We start from the raw sequence: 18,313 nt of genomic DNA on the forward strand, positions 1-18,313 counted from the left end.
TTTTTTTTTCCCTCCCGGGGGGGGGGGGGGCGGCGGGTGGGGCGTCCCCGGGGGCCGTGCCCCCGCCCCACCCCCCGGACCCCGGCCCCTCGGGGTGGCGCGGGTACGGGATCAGTGGTGGCCGTGGCCGCTGGTGATCTCGTGGTGCTCCTCGGCGGTCGGCTTGGGGATCTGGCTTCCCTCGCCGTAGAAGCCGCGGGAGAGCTTGGCCCGGGTGCGGGTGAGAGCGCCGGCCTTGCTGGCCACACCGTTCTCGTCCGTCTGGGCCGGCAGCTCGACCGGCTGGTTCTGCTCGTGCGCGGTGAGCTTGAACAGGTCCTTCTGCGGGAGCTGGGCGTGCACCTCGACGAACTCGCCGTGCGGCAGGCGCTTGATGACGCCCGTCTCGCGGCCGTGCAGCACCTTCTCCTTGTCACGGCGCTGGAGGCCGAGGCACCAGCGCTTGGTGACGATGAAGGTGATCACCGGGACCGCGAAGAAGCCGACGCGGACGAAGTAGGTGATCGAGTTGATCGACAGGTGCAGGTGGGTGGCGAACAGGTCGTTGCCACCGCCGACCAGCAGCACCAGGTACAGGCTGATCCAGGCGGCACCCAGGGCGGTGCGGACCGGGGCGTTGCGCGGGCGGTCCAGGATGTGGTGCTCGCGCTTGTCGCCGGTGATCCAGCCCTCGATGAACGGGTAGACCGCGATCGAGACCAGGACCAGCGGGAAGATCATCAGCGGGATGAACACACCCAGGTTCAGGGTGTGGCCCCACAGGCCGATCTCCCAGCCCGGCATGACGCGGATCAGGCCCTCGGAGAAGCCCATGTACCAGTCGGGCTGGGCGTCCGTGGAGACCTGGTCCGGACGGTACGGGCCGTAGGCCCAGATCGGGTTGATCGTGGCGATCGCCGAGATGGCGGCGATCAGACCGAACACCAGGAAGAAGAAGCCACCGGCCTTGGCCATGTAGACCGGCATCAGCGGCATGCCGACGACGTTCTTCTCGGTCTTGCCCGGGCCCGCCCACTGGGTGTGCTTGTGGTAGAAGACCAGGATCAGGTGCGCCACCAGCAGGCCGAGCATGATGCCCGGGATCAGCAGCACGTGGATGGTGAAGAACCGCGGCACGATGTCGTGGCCGGGGAACTCGCCCCCGAACAGGAACATCTGGACGTAGGTGCCCACCAGCGGGACGGCGAGGATCGCGCCTTCCATGAAGCGGATACCGGTGCCCGACAGCAGGTCGTCCGGCAGCGAGTAGCCGAAGAAGCCGTCGAACATGCCCAGGATCAGCAGCAGGAAGCCGAAGACCCAGTTGATCTCACGCGGCTTGCGGAACGCGCCGGTGAAGAACACGCGCATCATGTGCACGAGCATCGCGGCCACGAAGACCAGCGCGGCCCAGTGGTGGATCTGGCGGATCAGCAGACCGCCGCGGACCTCGAAGCTGATGTCCACCGTCGAGGCGTAGGCCTCGGACATCCCGATGCCCTTGAGGGGCACGTACGAGCCGTTGTAGACGACCTCGGCCATCGACGGCTTGAAGAACAGCGTCAGGTAGACGCCGGTCAGGATGATGATGATGAACGTGTAGAGGCAGATCTCGCCCAGCATGAAGGACCAGTGGTCCGGGAAGATCTTCCGCAGGTTGGCCTTGGCGAGGGAGTAGATCCCCAGCCGTCCGTCCGTCCAGTCAGCTGCGGCTTCCCACTTGTTGGCGGGCTTGTCACGCGTGCTGGAGGGCTTGGCGGCACCGGTCGTGGTGCTGCTCGCGCTACTCATCGAGCACGCTCCCAGAAGCTCGGGCCGACGGGCTCCGCGAAGTCGCCGGTGGCGACCAGGTTGCCCTTCTCGTCAGTGGTGATCTTCAGCTGCGGCAGCGGGTGGCCGGCCGGGCCGAAGATGACGCGCGCGCCGTCCGCCAGGTCGAAGGTCGACTGGTGGCAGGGGCAGAGCGCGTGGTGGGTCTGCTGCTCGTACAGGCTGATCGGGCAGCCGACGTGGGTGCAGATCTTGGAGTAGGCGAGGATGCCCTCGAAGCCCAGGTCCTTGGACTTGTCGTCCTTGATGTCCTCCGGTGCGATGCGCACCAGCATCAGGGCGTCCTTGGCGATCTGCTGCTGGAAGTCCTCGTCGTGCGTGGAGAGGCCCTCCGGCATGGCGAAGGTCAGCGAGCCGACGGAGATGTCCTCGGGCTTCATCGGCAGCATGGTGTTCATGTTGATGAGAGCCAGCGGCTTGGCCTCCGTCGCCTCCTTCCAGCCGGTCTCCTGGAGCTTGTTCTCCGGGAGCGGGCCGAGGTCGCGGAGCAGGACCACGCCGGAGAGCGGGACCAGCGCCATCGAACCGATGAGGGTGTTGCGGATCATCTTGCGGCGGCCGAAGCCGGACTCGGCGGCGCCGGTCTTGAACTGCTCGATGACGTCCGCGCGGACCTCGTCGTCGGCCTCGATCGGGTGACGCTCGGCCGGCAGCTCGACGTCCGACATCAGGGTGCGGGCCCAGTGGACCGCGCCCGCGCCGATCATGAAGAGCGCGACGCCGAGGGTCAGGCCCAGCGCGAAGTTCAGCGCGCTGACGTGACCCAGCGGGAAGATGTAGACGATCTTGTCCGGGTCGATGGTCACGTACGAGGCGATGAAGCCGACGGTGGCGAGCATCGAGATCACGAACATCAGCGAGACCTGGCGCTCGGCGCGCTGGGCGGCCCGCTCGTCGATGTCGGTGCGGCGGGGCTCGTGGGCCGGCAGGCCCGGGTCGGCGAAGGGGTTGCCGTGCTCGGCGACCTCGCCGGCGGAGCCGTGCGACTCCGGGAGGTTCTCTTCTGACATGTCGTGGCTCATGACTTCTTGGCCTTGGTGGTGTGGGCGGCGACCCAGATCGCGACCGCGATGAGCGTGCCAAGACCGAAGATCCAGCCGAACAGGCCCTCGGTCACCGGACCGAGGCTGCCGAGCGTGAGACCACCGGGGTTGGGCTCTTCGCTGGTGGTGTGGCGGACGAAGGCCACGATCTGCTTCTTCTGCTCCTCGGGCATGGTGCCGTCCGGGAACGACGGCATGTTCTGCGGGCCGGTCTGCATGGCCTCGTAGATGTGCTTCGCGTCCACGCCCTCAAGCGACGGGGCGTACTTGCCCTTGGTCAGGGCACCGCCCTGGCCGGCGAAGTTGTGGCACTGGGCGCAGTTGGTGCGGAACAGCTCGCCACCCTTGGAGATGTCCTCCGGGTTGGTCGAGGTGTACTGCTCCTCCGTCGGGGTCACCGGGCCGGGACCGAGGGAGGCGACGAAGGCGGCGAGCTGGTCGATCTCGGCCTGCGTGTAGATGTTCTTCTTGCGGGGGACCTGGGCGCCGGGCTGCTGGGCCGGCATGCGGCCGGTGCCGACCTGGAAGTCGACAGCGGCGGAGCCGACGCCGACCAGGCTCGGACCGTCACTGCCGCCCTGGCCGTTCAGGCCGTGGCAGGAGGAGCAACCGACGGCGAAGAGCTTCTTGCCCTCATCGATCGCGAGCGACTGCGCGGCGACGTCGGCCTGCGCCTTGTCGGCGGGAGCGAACGCGGCGTACAGCCCCCCGGTTGCCGCCAGGGCGAGAAGTAGGACGACCAGCGCCGCCAATGGGTGGCGCCGTCGTGCGGAGAGCTTTTTCACGGAATAACCCCGGTGTCAGGATCTGGTCGACTGGTGGGTGCACCCGGCGGCCGGTCTGGCCGGCACGAGGCTGCCTGTCTAGGGCTGCGCGCGCGGTCGGTCGGTGGGAGCGTCGGCACCGGCAGAAGCGGCCCGTCGCCGGTGAGGGCGGGGGCCGCAGCCGGTGGCCAGCGACCTGATCAGCTGGTTACTTGATCAGGTAGATGGTCGCGAACAGGCCGATCCACACGACGTCGACGAAGTGCCAGTAGTACGACACGACGATCGCGGCGGTGGCCTGCTCGTGCGTGAAGCGCTTGGCTGCGTACGTCCGTCCCAGGACCAGCAGGAAGGCGATCAGACCACCCGTCACGTGCAGGCCGTGGAAGCCGGTGGTCAGGTAGAACACCGTGCCGTACGGGTCGGAGGACAGCGACAGGCCGTCCTTCTTGACCAGCTCGGTGTACTCGTAGACCTGGCCGCCGATGAAGACCGCGCCCATCATGAACGTGATGATGAACCACATGCGGAGCTTCTTCACGTCACCGCGTTCGGCGGCGAACACGCCGAGCTGGCAGGTGAGCGAGGAGAGCACCAGGACGGTGGTGTTGACCGAGGAGAACGCCACGTTGAGGGCGTGGGCCTTCTCGGTCCAGAACTCGGCCCCCTTGACGGAGCGGAGCGTGAAGTACATCGCGAAGAGGGCCGCGAAGAACATCAACTCGGAACTGAGCCAGACGATCGTTCCGACGCTGACCATGTTCGGCCGGTTGACCGATCCGTGCGCGTGCCCGGTTTCTACTGCTGTTGCTGTCGCCACGACGGACATTATGTCGGTCCCTTATTCCGTCTTCACGCCGGGGGGTGTCCCTCGGAGTGTCCGGTGCGTGCGGTATGCCCGCTTGGGGGCCGGCGGGGTGCCCGGATGGGGGCTGAGCAGCGGCGTGTCCCTTTTCTGACGGTTCCTCGGAGCGGCCTGCGACCCCGTTGCCCGGCGCGTCGCTGCACGGTCGGAGCAGCCGCGGGAGGTAGGGGGAGCGGCCCGGGTCGGCCGTACGGGTGGACCGGGCGGGTCAGGGTGACGCGCCGTCCTCCGGGCGGGTGAGCCCAGGGCGCGGCGGCTTGAGGAGGAACGTGCGCGAGGGGCACTCGGCGGAGGGTGATCGGGAGTAGCATCCGGATCAGGCGAACGTGGTCCGGATCACACTTGAGGGAGCAGGGCCCATGGCGTACACGACCGATGAGACGCTCACCGTTCTCGTCTACAGCGACGACCGCAACACCCGCGAGCAGGTGCTGACGGCGCTCGGCCGCCGGCCCGCCGAGGATCTTCCCGAGCTGTCCTACCTGGAGTGCGCGACCACCCCCGCGGTGCTCAAGGCACTGGAGAAGGGCGGCGTGGACCTCTGCGTGCTGGACGGCGAGGCCGTCCCGGCCGGCGGGCTGGGGCTCGGGCGGCAGTTGAAGGACGAGATCTACGGCTGCCCGCCGGTGCTGGTGCTGATCGGCCGGCCGCAGGACTCCTGGCTCGCCGCCTGGAGCCGCGCCGACGCCGCGATCTCCCACCCGGTGGACCCGGTGGCGCTGGCCGAGGCGGTCGCCACCCTGCTGCGGGCGCGGCTGGCGAAGCGGGCTCCGGCCGCTCGTTGAGCGGTCCCGTCTCAGTAGTAGAGAAGAGGGGGCCATCGGCGCCCCGCCGCTCGATAGGCTGGCTCCATCCGTACGGACGTCCCCCGGAGCGGGGGAACCGACAACAGCTGGAGTCAGCCATGGTGAACGTGAACCCTGCGAACGGCGGTAGCGACCCCGCGCAGGTGGTCCGCTCCTGGCCGGACCTCCTGTCGGCGCTGTTGAAGGGGGAGGACCTCGACCGCTCCTCCACCGCGTGGGCGATGGACCGGATCATGAGCGGCGAGGCGTCCCCCGCCCAGGTGGCCGGCTTCATGATCGCCCTGCGGGCCAAGGGCGAGACGGTCGACGAGGTCAGCGGTCTGGTGGACGCGATGTACGCGCACGCCGAGCCGCTGGACGTCCCCGGCCCCGCGGTGGACATCGTCGGCACCGGCGGCGACCGCGCGAAGACCGTCAACATCTCCACGATGTCGGCGATCGTCGCGGCGGCGGCCGGCGCCAGGGTGGTCAAGCACGGCAACCGGGCCGCCTCCTCGTCGACCGGGTCCTCGGACGTGCTGGAGAAGCTCGGCGTGGCGCTGGACCTCCCCGCCCGGCGGATCGCCGAGGTGGTCGAGGAGGTCGGCCTCACCTTCTGCTTCGCGGCGAAGTTCCACCCCTCGATGCGGCACGCCGCCACCGCCCGGCGCGACCTCGGGGTGCCGACCGCCTTCAACATCCTCGGCCCGCTGACCAACCCGGCCAAGGTCACCTCGCACGCGGTGGGCTGCTTCGACACCCGGCTCGCCGGGCTGATCGCCGGGGTGCTCGCCCGGCGCGGTTCGACCGCGCTGGTCTTCCGCGGCGACGACGGACTGGACGAGCTGACCATCACCACCACCTCGCGGGTGTGGGTGGTGCGCGACGGAGTGGTCACCGAGACCTCCTTCGACCCGCGCGAGGTCGGCATCGAGCTGGTCGGCATCGAGACGCTGCGCGGCGGGGACCCGGCGTTCAACGCCGAGGTCGCGCGCCGGCTGCTGGCGGGGGAGCGCGGGCCGGTGCGGGACGCCGTCCTGCTGAACACGGCGGCGGCGCTGGTCGCGCTCGACCTGGGCGACGCGCCGCTGGCGGAGCAGCTCGCGGCGGGCATGGCGCGGGCCGCGGAGGCCATCGACTCGGGTGCGGCGCAGGAACTGCTGCGGCGCTGGTCGGAGGCCACCAGCCGGAGCTGAAGCGGTGGTCGGGAGCCCGTGCCGGTGCGCCGGCGCGGGCTCCCGGCGTCCGCGGAGGCGGGAGGGCGCGTGCGCTGTCCGGATGGTGGATACCCGTTTGACCGCCCGCTGGACGCGACCCTAGAGTCGACGGCAGGTCATGAGTGACAGCGTCAAGCCCCAGCTTGCTGTCCGGCAACCCTCCGTCCGTGGCGGGGTGCCCTGGGTGAGGACCGGGTCGCCACGGCACACCGTCCGTGCGGCAAGCGCGGACGCCCGACGACTAGCACTCCCGGGGTCCCCATACCCCGAAGGAGTGCATCCTCATGTCCCTCGCCACCGAAACCTGCGCCCCCCTCGCCGTCCTCGGCGCCGACGTCCAGGTCCCGCTCGCCAGCGGTGAGAAGGTCGGCTACGCGGCGCTCGACTACGCGGCCAGCGCCCCGGCGCTCCAGCGGGTGTGGGACGACGTCGCCGCCTACGCGCCGTACTACGGCAGCGTGCACCGCGGGGCCGGCTACCTCTCGCAGCTGTCCACCGACCTCTTCGAGCAGAGCCGCCGCACCGTCGCGGGGTTCCTCGACCTGCGCGAGGGCGACCAGGTGGTCTTCACCCGGGCCACCACCGACTCGCTCAACCTGCTGGCCTCCGCGGTTCCGGCCGGCACCCGGGTGTTCGCCTTCGAGACCGAGCACCACGCCTCGCTGCTGCCCTGGGCGCACGCCGGACTGGACGTCACCTACCTGCGCGCGCCGCGCTCGCGCGCCGGGGCGGTGGCCGCTCTGGACGCCGCCCTCGCCCAGGCGCCCGAAGGCCCGAAGCTGCTCTGCGTCACCGGCGCCTCCAACGTGACCGGCGAGCTGTGGCCGGTCGCCGAACTGACCCGGACCGCGCACCGGCACGGCGCCCGGGTGGTGCTGGACGCCGCCCAGCTGGCCCCGCACCACCGGGTCTCGGTGCGCGAGCTGGACGTCGACTGGATCGCCTTCTCCGGCCACAAGCTCTACGCGCCGTTCGGCGCCGGGGTGCTGGCCGGCCGGGCGGACTGGCTGGACGCGGCCGAGCCGTACCTGGCCGGCGGCGGCGCGACCCGGACGGTGGCCCGGGAGACGGACGGCTCGGTGGCCGTGGAGTGGCACACCGGCCCGGCCCGGCACGAGGCCGGTTCGCCGAACGTCATCGGCGCCTACGCGATCGCCTCGGCCTGCCGGGCACTGGGCGAGGCCGGCTTCGACGCGCTGGAGGCCCGCGAGCGGCAGCTGGTCGACCGGCTGACGGCCGGGCTGGCGGAGATCCCCGAGGTCAGGGTGCTGAACCTGTTCGGCGCCGGCTCGGCGCGGGTGGGCGTGCTGTCCTTCGTCGTCCGGGACTGGAACAGCTCGCACTTCTCGGCCGCGCTGTCCGCCGAGTACGGCATCGGCGTGCGCGACGGCCTGTTCTGCGCCCACCCGCTGGTGCGCACCCTGCTCGGGGACGAGGACGTCGCGCCCGGTCCGGTCTCCGAGTGCGGTGCGCCGGAGCCCTCGCTGCCGGGCGAGCGCAGCCTGAACGCGATCCGGGTCAGCTTCGGAGCCGGGACTCCGGACGAGCACGTCGACCGCTTCCTGACCGCCGTCCGCGAGCTGGTCACGGACGGCGCGGCGTGGAACTACCGCAACGAGGGCGGGCGTTGCGTCGCGACGGTGCAGGTCGACCGCGGCCGCCGCGAGGGCTGAGCCGGAGGCGCCGCTACTCGTCCAGGCCGAGGGCGAAGGCCGCTTCCAGGTCGTGCTGGGAGTAGGTGCGGAAGGCGATCTGGGTCTCGGTGTGGGCCACGCCCGGGACCTTGTTGAGCCGGCCCGGGATGACCTCGGCCAGGTCGTCGTGACGGCGCACCCGGACCATCGCGACCAGGTCGTACCCACCGGTCACCGAGTAGACCTCGCTGACGCCCTCGATGGAGGCGATGGCCTCGGCGATCTCCGGGATGCGGTCGACACTGGTCTTGATCAGGACGATGGCGGTGATCACTGTTCCGGCTCCTTTGTGGGGTGCCGCCAGCGTATCGGGCGTCAGCCGGGTCGTCTCGGGGGGTGGCGGACCACGGTGCAGGCGTAGAGGAACCCGGCCGAGAAGCCGATCACGTGGACCAGGTAGGCCACCCCCGGGCCCGCCGCGTGCACCGACCACCACTGCAGGGCGAACCAGAGGCCGAGCACCAGCCAGGCCGGGAAGCGCAGCGGCAGGAAGAACAGCAGCGGGACGAGGGTCGTCACCCGGGCGCGCGGGTGGAAGCGCAGGTAGGCGCCCAGGACGCCGGAGATCGCGCCGGAGGCGCCGATGAGGACCCGGGTGGAATCCGGCGAGTGCGCCTCGGCGAGCGCGAAGCCGTACGCGGCCAGGCTGCCGACGGCCAGGTAGAAGACGGCGTACCGGGCGCGGCCCAGCCGCCGTTCGACGGTGGGGCCGAAGACGTGGAGGAAGAGCAGGTTGCCGAGCAGGTGCAGCCAACCGGCGTGCAGGAAGAGGCCGGTGAGGGCGGACAGCGCCGGGTGCTTGCCCGGCGTCGGGGCGGCCGGGCAGCCGGGGACCGGGTCGGGGGCCTCGGCGAGCTGTTCGGTGGTCAGCGATCGTCCGGTCAGGAGTTCGGCCGGGACCGCGCCCCAGCGCTGCTCGTACCGCTGCTCCGCGCAGACCCGGGTCTGGCCGGTGCCGTACAGCGGATTCAGCCCGGCGGCCGGGCCGAGGAGGAAGACCAGGGTGTTGACCGCGATCAGGGCGTAGGTGACCGCCGGGGCGGCCGCCTCCGGCCGGTCTCCCCGCTCGGCGGTGTGGTCGGGGGCCGCGAGCGCCATGCGGCCAAGCATCCCTCCGGGCGCCGCTGGTGACACGGCGGTTTACGGCAGGTGGACTAGCCCCGCTATTCCGCTGACCGGTGGTCGCGATGGTTGCCCCAGGCAATAGGCTTGGCACGGGCATTCCCGCCTCCCGCCGCCGACGCCGGGGCTCCGGGGGGAGCGCCTAGCCCACGCAGGGACCACCCGAGAGGACCCCCGATGACCGTCCCCGCCCTGACCGCCGAGACGCGCTGGCGCTGCACCCTGTGCGGCAACCTCACCCGCTTCGACGTGACCCGCACCGCGCGGGTGACGGAGTTCCTGCACTTCGACCTGGCCGGCGACTCCGAGGTCGAGGAGACCGAGGTGCTGAGCGAGACCGTCGAGTCGGTGCGCTGCCGCTGGTGCAACGCCGTGGACCAGGTCGAGCTGGTGGCCCGTCCGGGTGCCGAGGGCGCGGAGGCCCCGACCGAGCAGGGCTGATCACCGCGGAGCGGCGGGCGGTGCGCGGCGCGCCCGTCCGCCGCACGGGACAATACAGACAAGACACACGGAGCGTGACGACAGGGGGCAGTCGCGGCCGTACCCAGCCGGAAACAGGATCGGAGCCGAGGACGTGGTGGACGCAGCGAAGGAGCCCGGCGAAGCGCAGGGGCTTCGGCCCGCTGCGCAGACGCCGGACGCCGGGACGGGAGCGGCGGAGAGCGCCGTGCCCGCAGCCGGTGAGCCAGGGGTCGGCGGGTCCGGGCACGGCGGTGCGGAGGGCTTCGCGGCGGAGGGCGCCTCGTCCGGTGCCTCCGACGCGGCCGGCTCCCCGACCCCCTCGGAACTCCCCGGGTTCTCCGGCCCCGCCGCGGAGCGCGCCGTCGAGAAGCTGGACCGGCCGCTGCCCGAGGGGGTGCGCCGTCGCGTGGTCGGGTTGGCCTCGGACGCGCTGGGCGGCCTGCCGCCGGGTGAGCTCCCGCAGAGCCTGCGTCAGTACGTGAAGTTCACCCCGGCGCGGCGGGCCAAGTACGCGGCCACGGCGCTGGCGGCCGCGCTGGAGGCGGAGCCGGCCTTCCGGGTGCGGATAGCGGAACGGCTGCGGCTGGGGCAGCCGGACCTGGTGCGGGCGCTGGAGTCGGGCAGCGTCCCGGGCGCCGCCGATCCGATGGACGTCGCGGCCGCCGCCTACCTGGTGCGTTCGGCGGGCTGGAGCCGGCTGGTCGCCGAGGTCGGCGAGGAGGCCGAGCGGGCCGGCGCCGAGGACGCGGCCGCCGAGGCGTCCCGGCTGGTGGAGAAGCTGCAGGCGGAGCTGGCCGAGGTGCGGGCCGCCGCGCGGGCGGACCTGGAGCGTCAGCGCGCGGAGTCCGAGGGCGTCCGGCGGGAGGCCGAGTCGCTGCGCAAGAAGGTGCGGTCGCTGGAGAGCGACACCCGCCGGGCGCAGGCGGAGACGCGCCGGGTGGCCGGGGAGCTGGAGGCCCTGAAGGCCCAGGGCGCGGCCGAGCGCAGCGCCGCCGAGACCGAGGCGCGGCGGCTCAAGCACCGGGTCTCCGAGCTGGAGACCGCCGCCGAGCAGGGCCGCCGGTCCGCCCGCGAGGGGCGCAGCGTCGAGGACATGAGGCTGCGGCTGCTGCTGGACACGATGCTGCAGTCGGCCCAGGGGCTGCAGCGGGAGCTGGCGCTGCCGGTCTCCCAGATCCGCCCGGCGGACCTGGTGGAGGCGGTGGTGCCGGGGGCGGCCTCCCCGCACGACGTGGCCCGGCGGGGGCTGGCCGAGGACGACCCGGCGCTGCTGGACCAGCTGTTGGCGATCCCGCAGGTGCACCTGGTGGTGGACGGCTACAACGTGACCAAGACCGGTTATCCGACGCTGCCGCTGGAGCAGCAGCGGATCCGGCTGCTGGGCGGGCTGGCGATGCTGGCGCAGCGCACGCAGGCGGAGGTCACCTGCGTGTTCGACGGGCAGGACCTGGACGTTCCGGTGATGATGGCGCCGCCGCGCGGGGTCCGGGTGCGGTTCAGCCGGACGGGGGAGACCGCGGACGAGCTGATCCGCCGCCTGGTGCGGGCGGAGCCGCAGGGCCGTCCGGTGGTGGTGGTGTCCGCCGACCGGGAGGTCGCGGAGGGCGTGCGGAAGGCGGGCGCGCGCCCGGTGGCGTCGGTGCTGCTGCTGAACCGGCTGGCCCGGCCCTGAACCGGGCCGGGCGGGATGACGCCTGCTCAGCGCCGGTTTCGCAGTGGTGTGCGGGTCCGGTGAAGTCGGTGTGGGAAACGGAGTTCACGCCTTCGGGGGAGTGGCAAAACCGGTAGATCCGCACTAGGGTCTGCCGTCAAACCTATTTTCCGGAATCTCATCCAATCGGGTGAGTCCGTTGGAAGAAGGAGCCGGTCCCTTGGCCTCCCACCGCCGTCCCAAGCAGCCGAGCCGCGCGCGGGTCTCCGTGCTCACCGCTGCCGCTGCGACCGCGGTCGCCCTCTCGGCCCAGGTGGCCGCCCACGCCGCGCCGCAGCCGAACAAGACGGACGTCAAGGCGCAGATCGACCAGCTCCAGGAGGAGCAGGAGCAGGCGGCGGAGAAGTTCAACGGCGCCAAGGAGCGGTCCGACCAGCTGCGCAAGCAGGCCGACCAGCTGCAGGACCAGGTGGCCCGCGGCCAGGAGCAGATGACCCAGCTGCAGGGCGGGCTGGCCGAGGTCGCGGGCGAGCAGTACCGCACCAACGGCATCGACCCCTCCGTCCAGTTGATGCTCTCCTCCGACCCGTCCGGCTACCTCCAGAAGGCCTCCACCGTCCAGCAGGCCAGCGCCAGCCAGGCCGAGGCGCTCAAGGGGCTGCTGGACCAGCAGCGCCGGCTGGACCAGGAGAAGTCCGAGGCCGCCGCCGTGCTGGCCTCCCTCGACACCACCACCAAGGACCTGAACCAGGCCAAGGCGGACGTCAACACCAAGCTGCAGGCCGCCCAGGACCTGCTGAACTCGCTCAGCGCCGCCGACCGCGCCGCGCTGAAGGCCCAGCAGGCGCAGGACGACCGGGCCTCGCGCGGCAGCGACCGGGTCGACCTGAGCAACCTGCCGCCGGCCAGCGGCTACGCGGCCGTGGCCGTGGCCAAGGCGATGAGCAAGCAGGGTTCCCCGTACGTCTGGGGCGCCACCGGGCCGAGCACCTTCGACTGCTCCGGGCTGATGCTCTGGGCGTACGGCCAGGCGGGCGTCTCGCTGCCGCGCACCTCGCAGGAGCAGGGCCACTACGGCACCGCGGTGCCCGGGCTGGCCGCGGCGCAGCCCGGCGACCTGGTCATCTACGGCGGCGACATGCACCACGTCGGGATGTACATCGGCAACGGCATGGTGGTCCACGCGCCGCACACCGGTGACGTGGTGAAGGTGATGAAGGCCGACGCGATGCCGATCAACACGATCCGCCGGGTCTGACGGCCCGACACGCCGGAGAGGTTCGACCGGCCCCTGTGATCCGCACCACCCCCGTCGGGGGTGGTGTTCAGGTTTTCGAGCGTTTTGCGACCAACGGGTGAGACCTGATCAGCCTTGCGTACGGCAATGGTCACCATCGGTCATTTTCACAAAGGAACTTGGGTAATCTTCCGTCTTTTTTCTGACAAGGATTTGAACCGATCACGGTTCAGTTACTAGGGTCATGCCCCAGAGCACCGCAGTGTCGATCACCCAGCCAGGGTGGCGGCGGTGGTCACCGTCGAGTTCGCGAGGCAGCGGGGCAGGTCGAAGCGACTGCCCGACAGGGGAGCCCAGCAAGCGGGGGCGCTGCGCAGCGGAGCCGGGGAACCACGTTCCTCCGGGGTGAATCGGCGCCAGGTCGGCCGGTGGAACGGCCGTGAGGCGTCGTAGGGCATGCTTCCGGCCCGAACCCGTCAGCTCACCCGGTAGGCGGACGTAGGAAGAAGGAGCCCGCCTTCGTGGCGTCCCATCGTCGTCCCAAGCCAGCAGGCCGCGCCCGTGTCTCGATCCTGACCGGTGTCGCCGCCGCAGCCGTCGCCCTCTCCGCGCAGTCCGGCGCGCACGCCGACCCGCAGCCGACCAAGGACCAGGTCAAGGAGCAGGTCGACCAGCTCAACGTGCAGGCCGAGGTGGCGACCGAGCAGTACAACGCCGCCCAGGAGAAGCAGCAGACGCTGGAGAAGCAGGTCTCCGGTCTTCAGGACCAGGTGGCCCGCCAGCAGGAGCAGGTGACCGACCTGCAGGGCGGCCTCGCCCAGATCGCCGGGGAGCAGTACCGCAACGGCGGCATATCCCCGACCGTCCAGCTGATGTTCTCGTCCAGCCCGGACAACTTCCTCACCCAGGCCGGCACGCTGAACCAGGCCGGCGACACCCAGAAGAACCAGCTGAAGCAGCTCCAGGAGCAGCAGCGCAAGCTCGACCAGGGCCGCGCCGAGGCCCAGGGCAAGCTCGCCGAGCTGGAGTCGACCACCCAGCAGCTGAAGGCCTCCAAGGACGAGGTCCAGAACAAGCTGAAGGCCGCCCAGGACCTGCTCAACACCCTGACCGAGCAGGAGCGCCAGGCGCTGCGCGCGGCCGAGGAGAAGGCCGCCGCCGACGCCAAGGCCCAGGCCGACGCCGCGAAGGCCCAGCAGCAGGCCGCCGACCGCGCCTCGCGCGACAACAGCCGCACCAACCTGTCGGCGCCCTCGTCCACGCCGGCCGGCGCGCTCCCGGCCCCCGGCAGCTCGCGCGGTGCCGCCGCGCTCTCCGCCGCGGCCTCCAAGGTCGGCAGCCCGTACGTGTGGGGCGCCACCGGCCCGAGCTCCTTCGACTGCTCCGGCCTGATGGTCTGGGCGTTCAACCAGGTCGGCGTCTCGCTGCCGCGCACCTCGCAGGAGCAGGCGCACGCCGGCACCCGGATCGGCACCGACCTGTCCCAGGCCCAGCCCGGCGACCTCCTGATCTTCTTCGGGGACGCCCACCACGTCGGCATCTACGCCGGCAACGGCCAGGTGCTGCACGCTCCCAAGCCGGGTGCGTCGGTCCGCTACGAGGCCGTCACCAACATGCCGCTGAGCAGCATCGTGCGGGTCTGATCCCCGCTCGGCGCCTCCGGGCCCGGTCTTCCACCACGGAAGGCCGGGCCTGCGGCTTTTCCGGCTGCTCGGGCTGATGTCCGATTAGGAGTCAAATATTCGGGTCCGGAGGGGTTTGGACTCGCTTGCCCGGACTCGCTAACGTCTGCCACCGGACTCCCGCTCGACGGCCGCCCGCAGTGGGGCGGCGGCGGGGCCGCGCCGCCGGATTGGAGCCGTTGCCGCCATGCCCGTGCACCGCCGTTCCCAACTGCTCGCCCGCGCGCTGGTGCTGACGGCGGCCGCCACCACCGCGCTCGGCGTCGCGACCGGAGGCAGCGCCCAGGCCGCCCCCGGCAGCCCGGACCCGACCGACCGCAAGGAGGTCAAGGCGCAGGTCGAGCAGCTCTACGAGGAGGCCGAGCAGGCGTCCGAGAAGTACAACGCGGCCCTGGAGGCCCAACGGCGCCTCCAGGGCGAGACCACGATCCTCCAGGGCGAGATCGCCGTCGCCCAGGACCAGCTCAACGAGCTGCGCGGCAGTCTGGCGACCGTGGCCGGGGCGCAGTACCGCGGCGGAGGGATGGCCCAGGCCGCCCAGCTGATGCTGTCCTCCGACCCGGAGGGGTACCTGGCCCGGGCCCGGACCATGGGCCAGGAGGCGCAGCGGCAGCAGGAGACGCTGCACGAGCTGGTCGCCCGCGAGCGCCGGCTCGACCAGCGGCGCGTCGAGGCGACCGGCAAGCTCGCCGAACTGGACGAGGCCCGCCGCTCGCTCGCCGACGGCAAGCAGCAGATCCAGCAGCGGCTCGCCGCAGCGCAGAAGCTGCTCAACGGCCTGGGCGCCGGCGAACGGGCCAGGATGACCGCCCAGGACGCCCGGGACGCCGAACAGCGCGCCACCCGCGGCACCGACCGGCTGGACCTCGGCTCCGCCCCGGCCGCCTCCGAGCGCGGGGCGGCCGCGCTGGCCGCCGCGGTGCGGATGGTCGGGGCTCCGTACGTCTACGGAGCCACCGGGCCCCGCGCGTTCGACTGCTCCGGTCTGATGTACTACAGCTGGCGGCAGGCAGGAGTGACCCTGCCGCGCACTTCGCAGGCCCAGGCGTACGCCGGCCGGCGGATCAACCTCTCCGAAGCGCGACCGGGAGACCTGGTGATCTTCTACCGGGACATGCACCACGTCGGCATGTACGCCGGCGGCGGCGTGATCGTGCACGCCCCCTACCCGGGCGCCAAGGTCCGCTACGAGAGCGTCAACGCCATGCCGGTCTCGGGGGTGGTCCGGCTCTGAGCGCCTCGACGTGCGGCCCCCACGGGCCGCATCCGATAGACCGGCCCCGTCGCGCGCTGTCGCGGCGGGGTGCGCTGCTGCTCGCGGCCGGCGGGCTGGCCCAGCTGTCGCTGCCGCCGGTCGCCCCGGCGGCGGCACCGGCCCGGCAGGCGGCCGATCGGCGCGCCGAGGTGGCCGCGGTGCTGGCGGAGCGGGCACGCTCGCTGCCGGCCCGTTCGGGGCTTCCGGTGGTCGGGGCGGCGTACCGCAACCTGGTGCTCGCCGCGGGCGGCGGGCCGGACCGGCTGACCGCCGCGGCCGACCTGGTGGTGCGGATCGCCGGGTACGACGACGACCCCGTGGTGTACCCGCGCCGGATCGCGCTGACCGGGGCCCAGGACGGCTGGCGGGTCGAGCGCGAGGAGAGTGCGAGCGGGCCGCCGGCGCTCTGGGACTTCGGCCCCGGACGGTCGGCGCCGGGCGCGCACTGTCTGGTGCTCGGGTCGGCCGACGGACCCGACCCGGCCGGACTGGTCGCGGTGGGGGACCGGGCGGTACCGGCCGTCGAGGAGGTCTGGGGCGGGGCGTGGGCCGGTCGGCTGCTGCTCGAACTGCCCGCCACCGAGGAGCAGTTCGCGCGACTGTTGGAGGTCGACCCGGCGGGCTGGGCGGGCATGGCGGCGGTCACCGTGGCCGCCCCCGGCGCGCCCCGGCACACCCCGGCGGACCGGGTGCTGGTCAACCCCGAGGCGTACGGGCGCCTCAGCGACTTCGGCCGGCAGGTGGTCATCACGCACGAGGCCACCCACGTCGCGACCAGGTCCGACACCCGGGCCTGGACGCCGCTGTGGCTCTCCGAGGGCGTCGCCGACTGGACCGCCTACCGCGACTCCGGCCGCAGCCCGCAGCAGATCGCCCCCGAGCTGGCCCGGGACGTCGCCGCCGGGCGGCTGCCCGCCGACCTGCCCGAGGACCGGGACTTCGCCGCCGGGGCCGCCGGCATCGCCCAGGCCTACGAGCAGTCCTGGCTGGCCTGCGAGCTGATCGCCCGCCGCTACGGGCCGCAGCGGCTGGTCGCCTTCTACCGGGCGGTCGGCGCGGCCGACGGGACGGACGAGGATCGCGAGCGCCGGACGGACCGGCTGCTGCGCGCCGAACTGGGCGTCGGCCTCGGTGAGTTCACCAGGCTCTGGCAGGCCGAGGTGGCGGCGCTGAAGGACTGAGGCCGACGGCCAGAACCGACGACCGGAACCGACGGCCGGAACCGACGGCCGGAGTCCGGCCCTCCTGCTCGGGCCCGGTCCGGCGTGGTCCGGTGTGGCCGGTTCAGCGCCGCTGTTCGGCCGGCGCGCCCGGGTGGTCGATGCCGTCCAGCAGGTCCTGCTCGTACGCGATGCCCGGGCGCACCGGGTAGCCCGTGGCCGGCAGCGCGGCCGGGTCCCGGTCCAGCACCACCGTCGGCGGCAGCGGTGCCTCGCCGCGGGTGGAGCGCCACAGCCGGACGCAGGAGAGCACGGCGGCGGCCACCAGCAGCAGGTTGCGCAGGGCCAGCACGGTGATCGCGAGCGGGTCGCTGGCCAGGACCTGGGTGAACATCGTCGGGAACTCGACCAGCGTCAGCGGGCAGGCGATCAGGATCAGCAGCGCCACCGGCCGCTGGCTGGTGCCGCGCACGGTCAGGCAGACCGCCGCGACGCCGACCAGCCAGACCAGGTACTGCGGGCTGATCACCCGGCTGGTCACCACGAAGATCAGCAGCGCGCACAGCGCCGCGTCGTACATGGTGGCCGCGTTGCGGCGCTTGGAGGTGAAGCGCCACAGCAGCAGCCAGAGGAAGCCCAGCACCGTGCCGGCCATCATCACCTTGCTGATCACGCCGACCCACGGCCCGAGCATCTCGGGGGAGCCGTAGTTCATGGTGACCCGGCCGTCCCAGCCCCCGGCGATCCGGGCCAGGTGCAGCGGCAGGGCGCCGACCGACTCCACCTCGATGCCGCGGTCCTTCTGGAAGGCCAGGAAGTCGAAGGCGCCGTTCATGCCGGCCGCCAGCAGGAAGCCGATCGAGACGGCGGTGGCCCCCGCCAGCGTCCAGGAACGGCGGGTGCGGCGGCCGGAGGGGGTGCCGATCAGGCCGAGCAGCGGCCAGACCTTGACGATGCCGCCCAGGCCCAGCAACAGCCCGCCGACCGCCGGGCGGCGGATCAGTGCCAGCAGGCCGGCCAGGGTGACCGCGGTGACGATGACGTCGAAGCGGTTGTAGATCATCGGGCCGAGCAGCGGGACCCCCGCCACCCACATCCAGGCGCCGGTCAGCGCCCGGCCCCGGCGCAGGCCGGTGCGGACCAGCAGGGCGGCCGCGGCGGCGTCGGCGACCCCGCAGATCACCCAGAACGAGACCAGGTACGACCAGGGCAGCAGGCCCGGCAGCAGGATCACCAGGGCGGCGCCCGGCGGGTACTGCCAGGTCACGTCGTCGAAGGGGAAGGTGCCGGTCTGCAGCACGCCGTACCAGGCGTGGTAGATCATCCACACGTCGGCGGTGACGTCGCCGCCGGGTGACTTCAGCACGCCGGTGATCAGCAGCACCAGCACGGTGCGGGTGGCCACCCAGGTCGCGCCGAGCGCGGCCAGCGCCCCGAGCGGGCGGCCGAGCCGGCCGCGCGACGAACCGGACTCGGTGGCCGGGGCCAATTCCACTGCGCTCCCTCGTTCGTCTCGGACGTCCTCACCGGAGGCGTCGTACTGACGGACGCCGGGGCCGTCGTGTCC

At 72.3% G+C, this 18,313-nt stretch carries 16 protein-coding genes and 2 riboswitches; of the genes, 9 read left to right on the forward strand and 7 right to left on the reverse strand.

Annotation, left to right across the window (positions count from 1 at the left end):
- Positions 1 to 111: 111 nt before the first annotated feature.
- The 4 genes from ACFV04_RS20835 to ACFV04_RS20850 form a co-directional block, all read right to left on the reverse strand.
- Positions 112 to 1,770, reverse strand: a complete 1,659-nt coding sequence (locus ACFV04_RS20835) for a cytochrome bc complex cytochrome b subunit (RefSeq protein ID WP_380530970.1) — start codon at positions 1,768 to 1,770, stop codon at positions 112 to 114.
- A complete protein-coding gene (locus tag ACFV04_RS20840) occupies positions 1,767 to 2,819 on the reverse strand; it encodes a Rieske 2Fe-2S domain-containing protein (protein WP_380337864.1) in 1,053 nt (350 codons plus the stop codon). The genes ACFV04_RS20835 and ACFV04_RS20840 overlap by 4 nt, the downstream gene beginning before the upstream one ends.
- A gap of 8 nt (positions 2,820 to 2,827) precedes the next feature.
- Positions 2,828 to 3,637 carry a c-type cytochrome gene (locus ACFV04_RS20845; RefSeq protein ID WP_380337867.1) on the reverse strand — a complete coding sequence of 270 codons (810 nt, stop codon included), beginning with the start codon at positions 3,635 to 3,637 and terminating at the stop codon, positions 2,828 to 2,830.
- 187 nt (positions 3,638 to 3,824) lie between these two features.
- Positions 3,825 to 4,445, reverse strand: a complete 621-nt coding sequence (locus tag ACFV04_RS20850) for a heme-copper oxidase subunit III (RefSeq protein WP_360262136.1) — start codon at positions 4,443 to 4,445, stop codon at positions 3,825 to 3,827.
- A gap of 395 nt (positions 4,446 to 4,840) precedes the next feature.
- Between ACFV04_RS20850 and ACFV04_RS20855 the strand changes: the two genes are divergently transcribed.
- The 3 genes from ACFV04_RS20855 (at position 4,841) to ACFV04_RS20865 (ending at position 8,156) form a co-directional block, all read left to right on the forward strand.
- Entirely contained in the window at positions 4,841 to 5,266 is a 426-nt protein-coding gene (locus tag ACFV04_RS20855; protein ID WP_350522543.1) for a hypothetical protein, read from the forward strand.
- 119 nt (positions 5,267 to 5,385) lie between these two features.
- Positions 5,386 to 6,462, forward strand: a complete 1,077-nt coding sequence (trpD, locus tag ACFV04_RS20860; RefSeq protein WP_360262137.1) for an anthranilate phosphoribosyltransferase — start codon at positions 5,386 to 5,388, stop codon at positions 6,460 to 6,462.
- 135 nt (positions 6,463 to 6,597) lie between these two features.
- Positions 6,598 to 6,716, forward strand: a riboswitch (SAM riboswitch).
- A gap of 51 nt (positions 6,717 to 6,767) precedes the next feature.
- Complete coding sequence (locus ACFV04_RS20865; protein ID WP_380530976.1) at positions 6,768 to 8,156, forward strand: aminotransferase class V-fold PLP-dependent enzyme; 1,389 nt, start codon at positions 6,768 to 6,770, stop codon at positions 8,154 to 8,156.
- Positions 8,157 to 8,169: 13 nt separating this feature from the next.
- Here ACFV04_RS20865 and ACFV04_RS20870 read toward each other — a convergent pair whose 3' ends face one another.
- Both ACFV04_RS20870 and ACFV04_RS20875 read right to left on the reverse strand, forming a co-directional pair.
- A complete protein-coding gene (locus ACFV04_RS20870) occupies positions 8,170 to 8,451 on the reverse strand; it encodes an Lrp/AsnC family transcriptional regulator (RefSeq protein ID WP_189915153.1) in 282 nt (93 codons plus the stop codon).
- Between the two features lie 41 nt (positions 8,452 to 8,492).
- Positions 8,493 to 9,275, reverse strand: coding sequence for a rhomboid family intramembrane serine protease (locus tag ACFV04_RS20875; RefSeq protein WP_360262139.1), 783 nt, complete (start codon positions 9,273 to 9,275; stop codon positions 8,493 to 8,495).
- 201 nt (positions 9,276 to 9,476) lie between these two features.
- Here ACFV04_RS20875 and ACFV04_RS20880 point away from each other — a divergent pair, with 201 nt between their 5' ends.
- The 6 genes from ACFV04_RS20880 (at position 9,477) to ACFV04_RS20905 (ending at position 16,767) form a co-directional block, all read left to right on the forward strand.
- Positions 9,477 to 9,740: a hypothetical protein gene (locus tag ACFV04_RS20880; protein WP_380337876.1), complete on the forward strand. Its 264-nt coding sequence runs from the start codon at positions 9,477 to 9,479 to the stop codon at positions 9,738 to 9,740.
- 391 nt (positions 9,741 to 10,131) lie between these two features.
- Positions 10,132 to 11,433, forward strand: a complete 1,302-nt coding sequence (locus tag ACFV04_RS20885) for an NYN domain-containing protein (protein ID WP_360262181.1) — start codon at positions 10,132 to 10,134, stop codon at positions 11,431 to 11,433.
- A 199-nt stretch (positions 11,434 to 11,632) separates the two neighbouring features.
- Entirely contained in the window at positions 11,633 to 12,670 is a 1,038-nt protein-coding gene (locus tag ACFV04_RS20890; protein WP_360262141.1) for an NlpC/P60 family protein, read from the forward strand.
- Between the two features lie 336 nt (positions 12,671 to 13,006).
- Positions 13,007 to 13,160: riboswitch (cyclic di-AMP (ydaO/yuaA leader) on the forward strand.
- Between the two features lie 10 nt (positions 13,161 to 13,170).
- Complete coding sequence (locus ACFV04_RS20895; RefSeq protein WP_380530981.1) at positions 13,171 to 14,292, forward strand: NlpC/P60 family protein; 1,122 nt, start codon at positions 13,171 to 13,173, stop codon at positions 14,290 to 14,292.
- Between the two features lie 226 nt (positions 14,293 to 14,518).
- Positions 14,519 to 15,565 carry an NlpC/P60 family protein gene (locus ACFV04_RS20900; protein ID WP_380337882.1) on the forward strand — a complete coding sequence of 349 codons (1,047 nt, stop codon included), beginning with the start codon at positions 14,519 to 14,521 and terminating at the stop codon, positions 15,563 to 15,565.
- A gap of 179 nt (positions 15,566 to 15,744) precedes the next feature.
- Positions 15,745 to 16,767 (forward strand): hypothetical protein, encoded by a 1,023-nt coding sequence (locus tag ACFV04_RS20905; protein ID WP_380337885.1) that lies wholly within the window; start codon positions 15,745 to 15,747, stop codon positions 16,765 to 16,767.
- 103 nt (positions 16,768 to 16,870) lie between these two features.
- On the opposite strand, the gene ACFV04_RS20910 is transcribed toward ACFV04_RS20905, so the two are convergent.
- Positions 16,871 to 18,241 carry a glycosyltransferase 87 family protein gene (locus tag ACFV04_RS20910; protein WP_380530984.1) on the reverse strand — a complete coding sequence of 457 codons (1,371 nt, stop codon included), beginning with the start codon at positions 18,239 to 18,241 and terminating at the stop codon, positions 16,871 to 16,873.
- Between the last annotated feature and the right edge of the window lie 72 nt (positions 18,242 to 18,313).

It is taken from the genome of Kitasatospora sp. NPDC059599, assembly GCF_042735125.1.
GTDB lineage: Bacteria > Actinomycetota > Actinomycetes > Streptomycetales > Streptomycetaceae > Kitasatospora.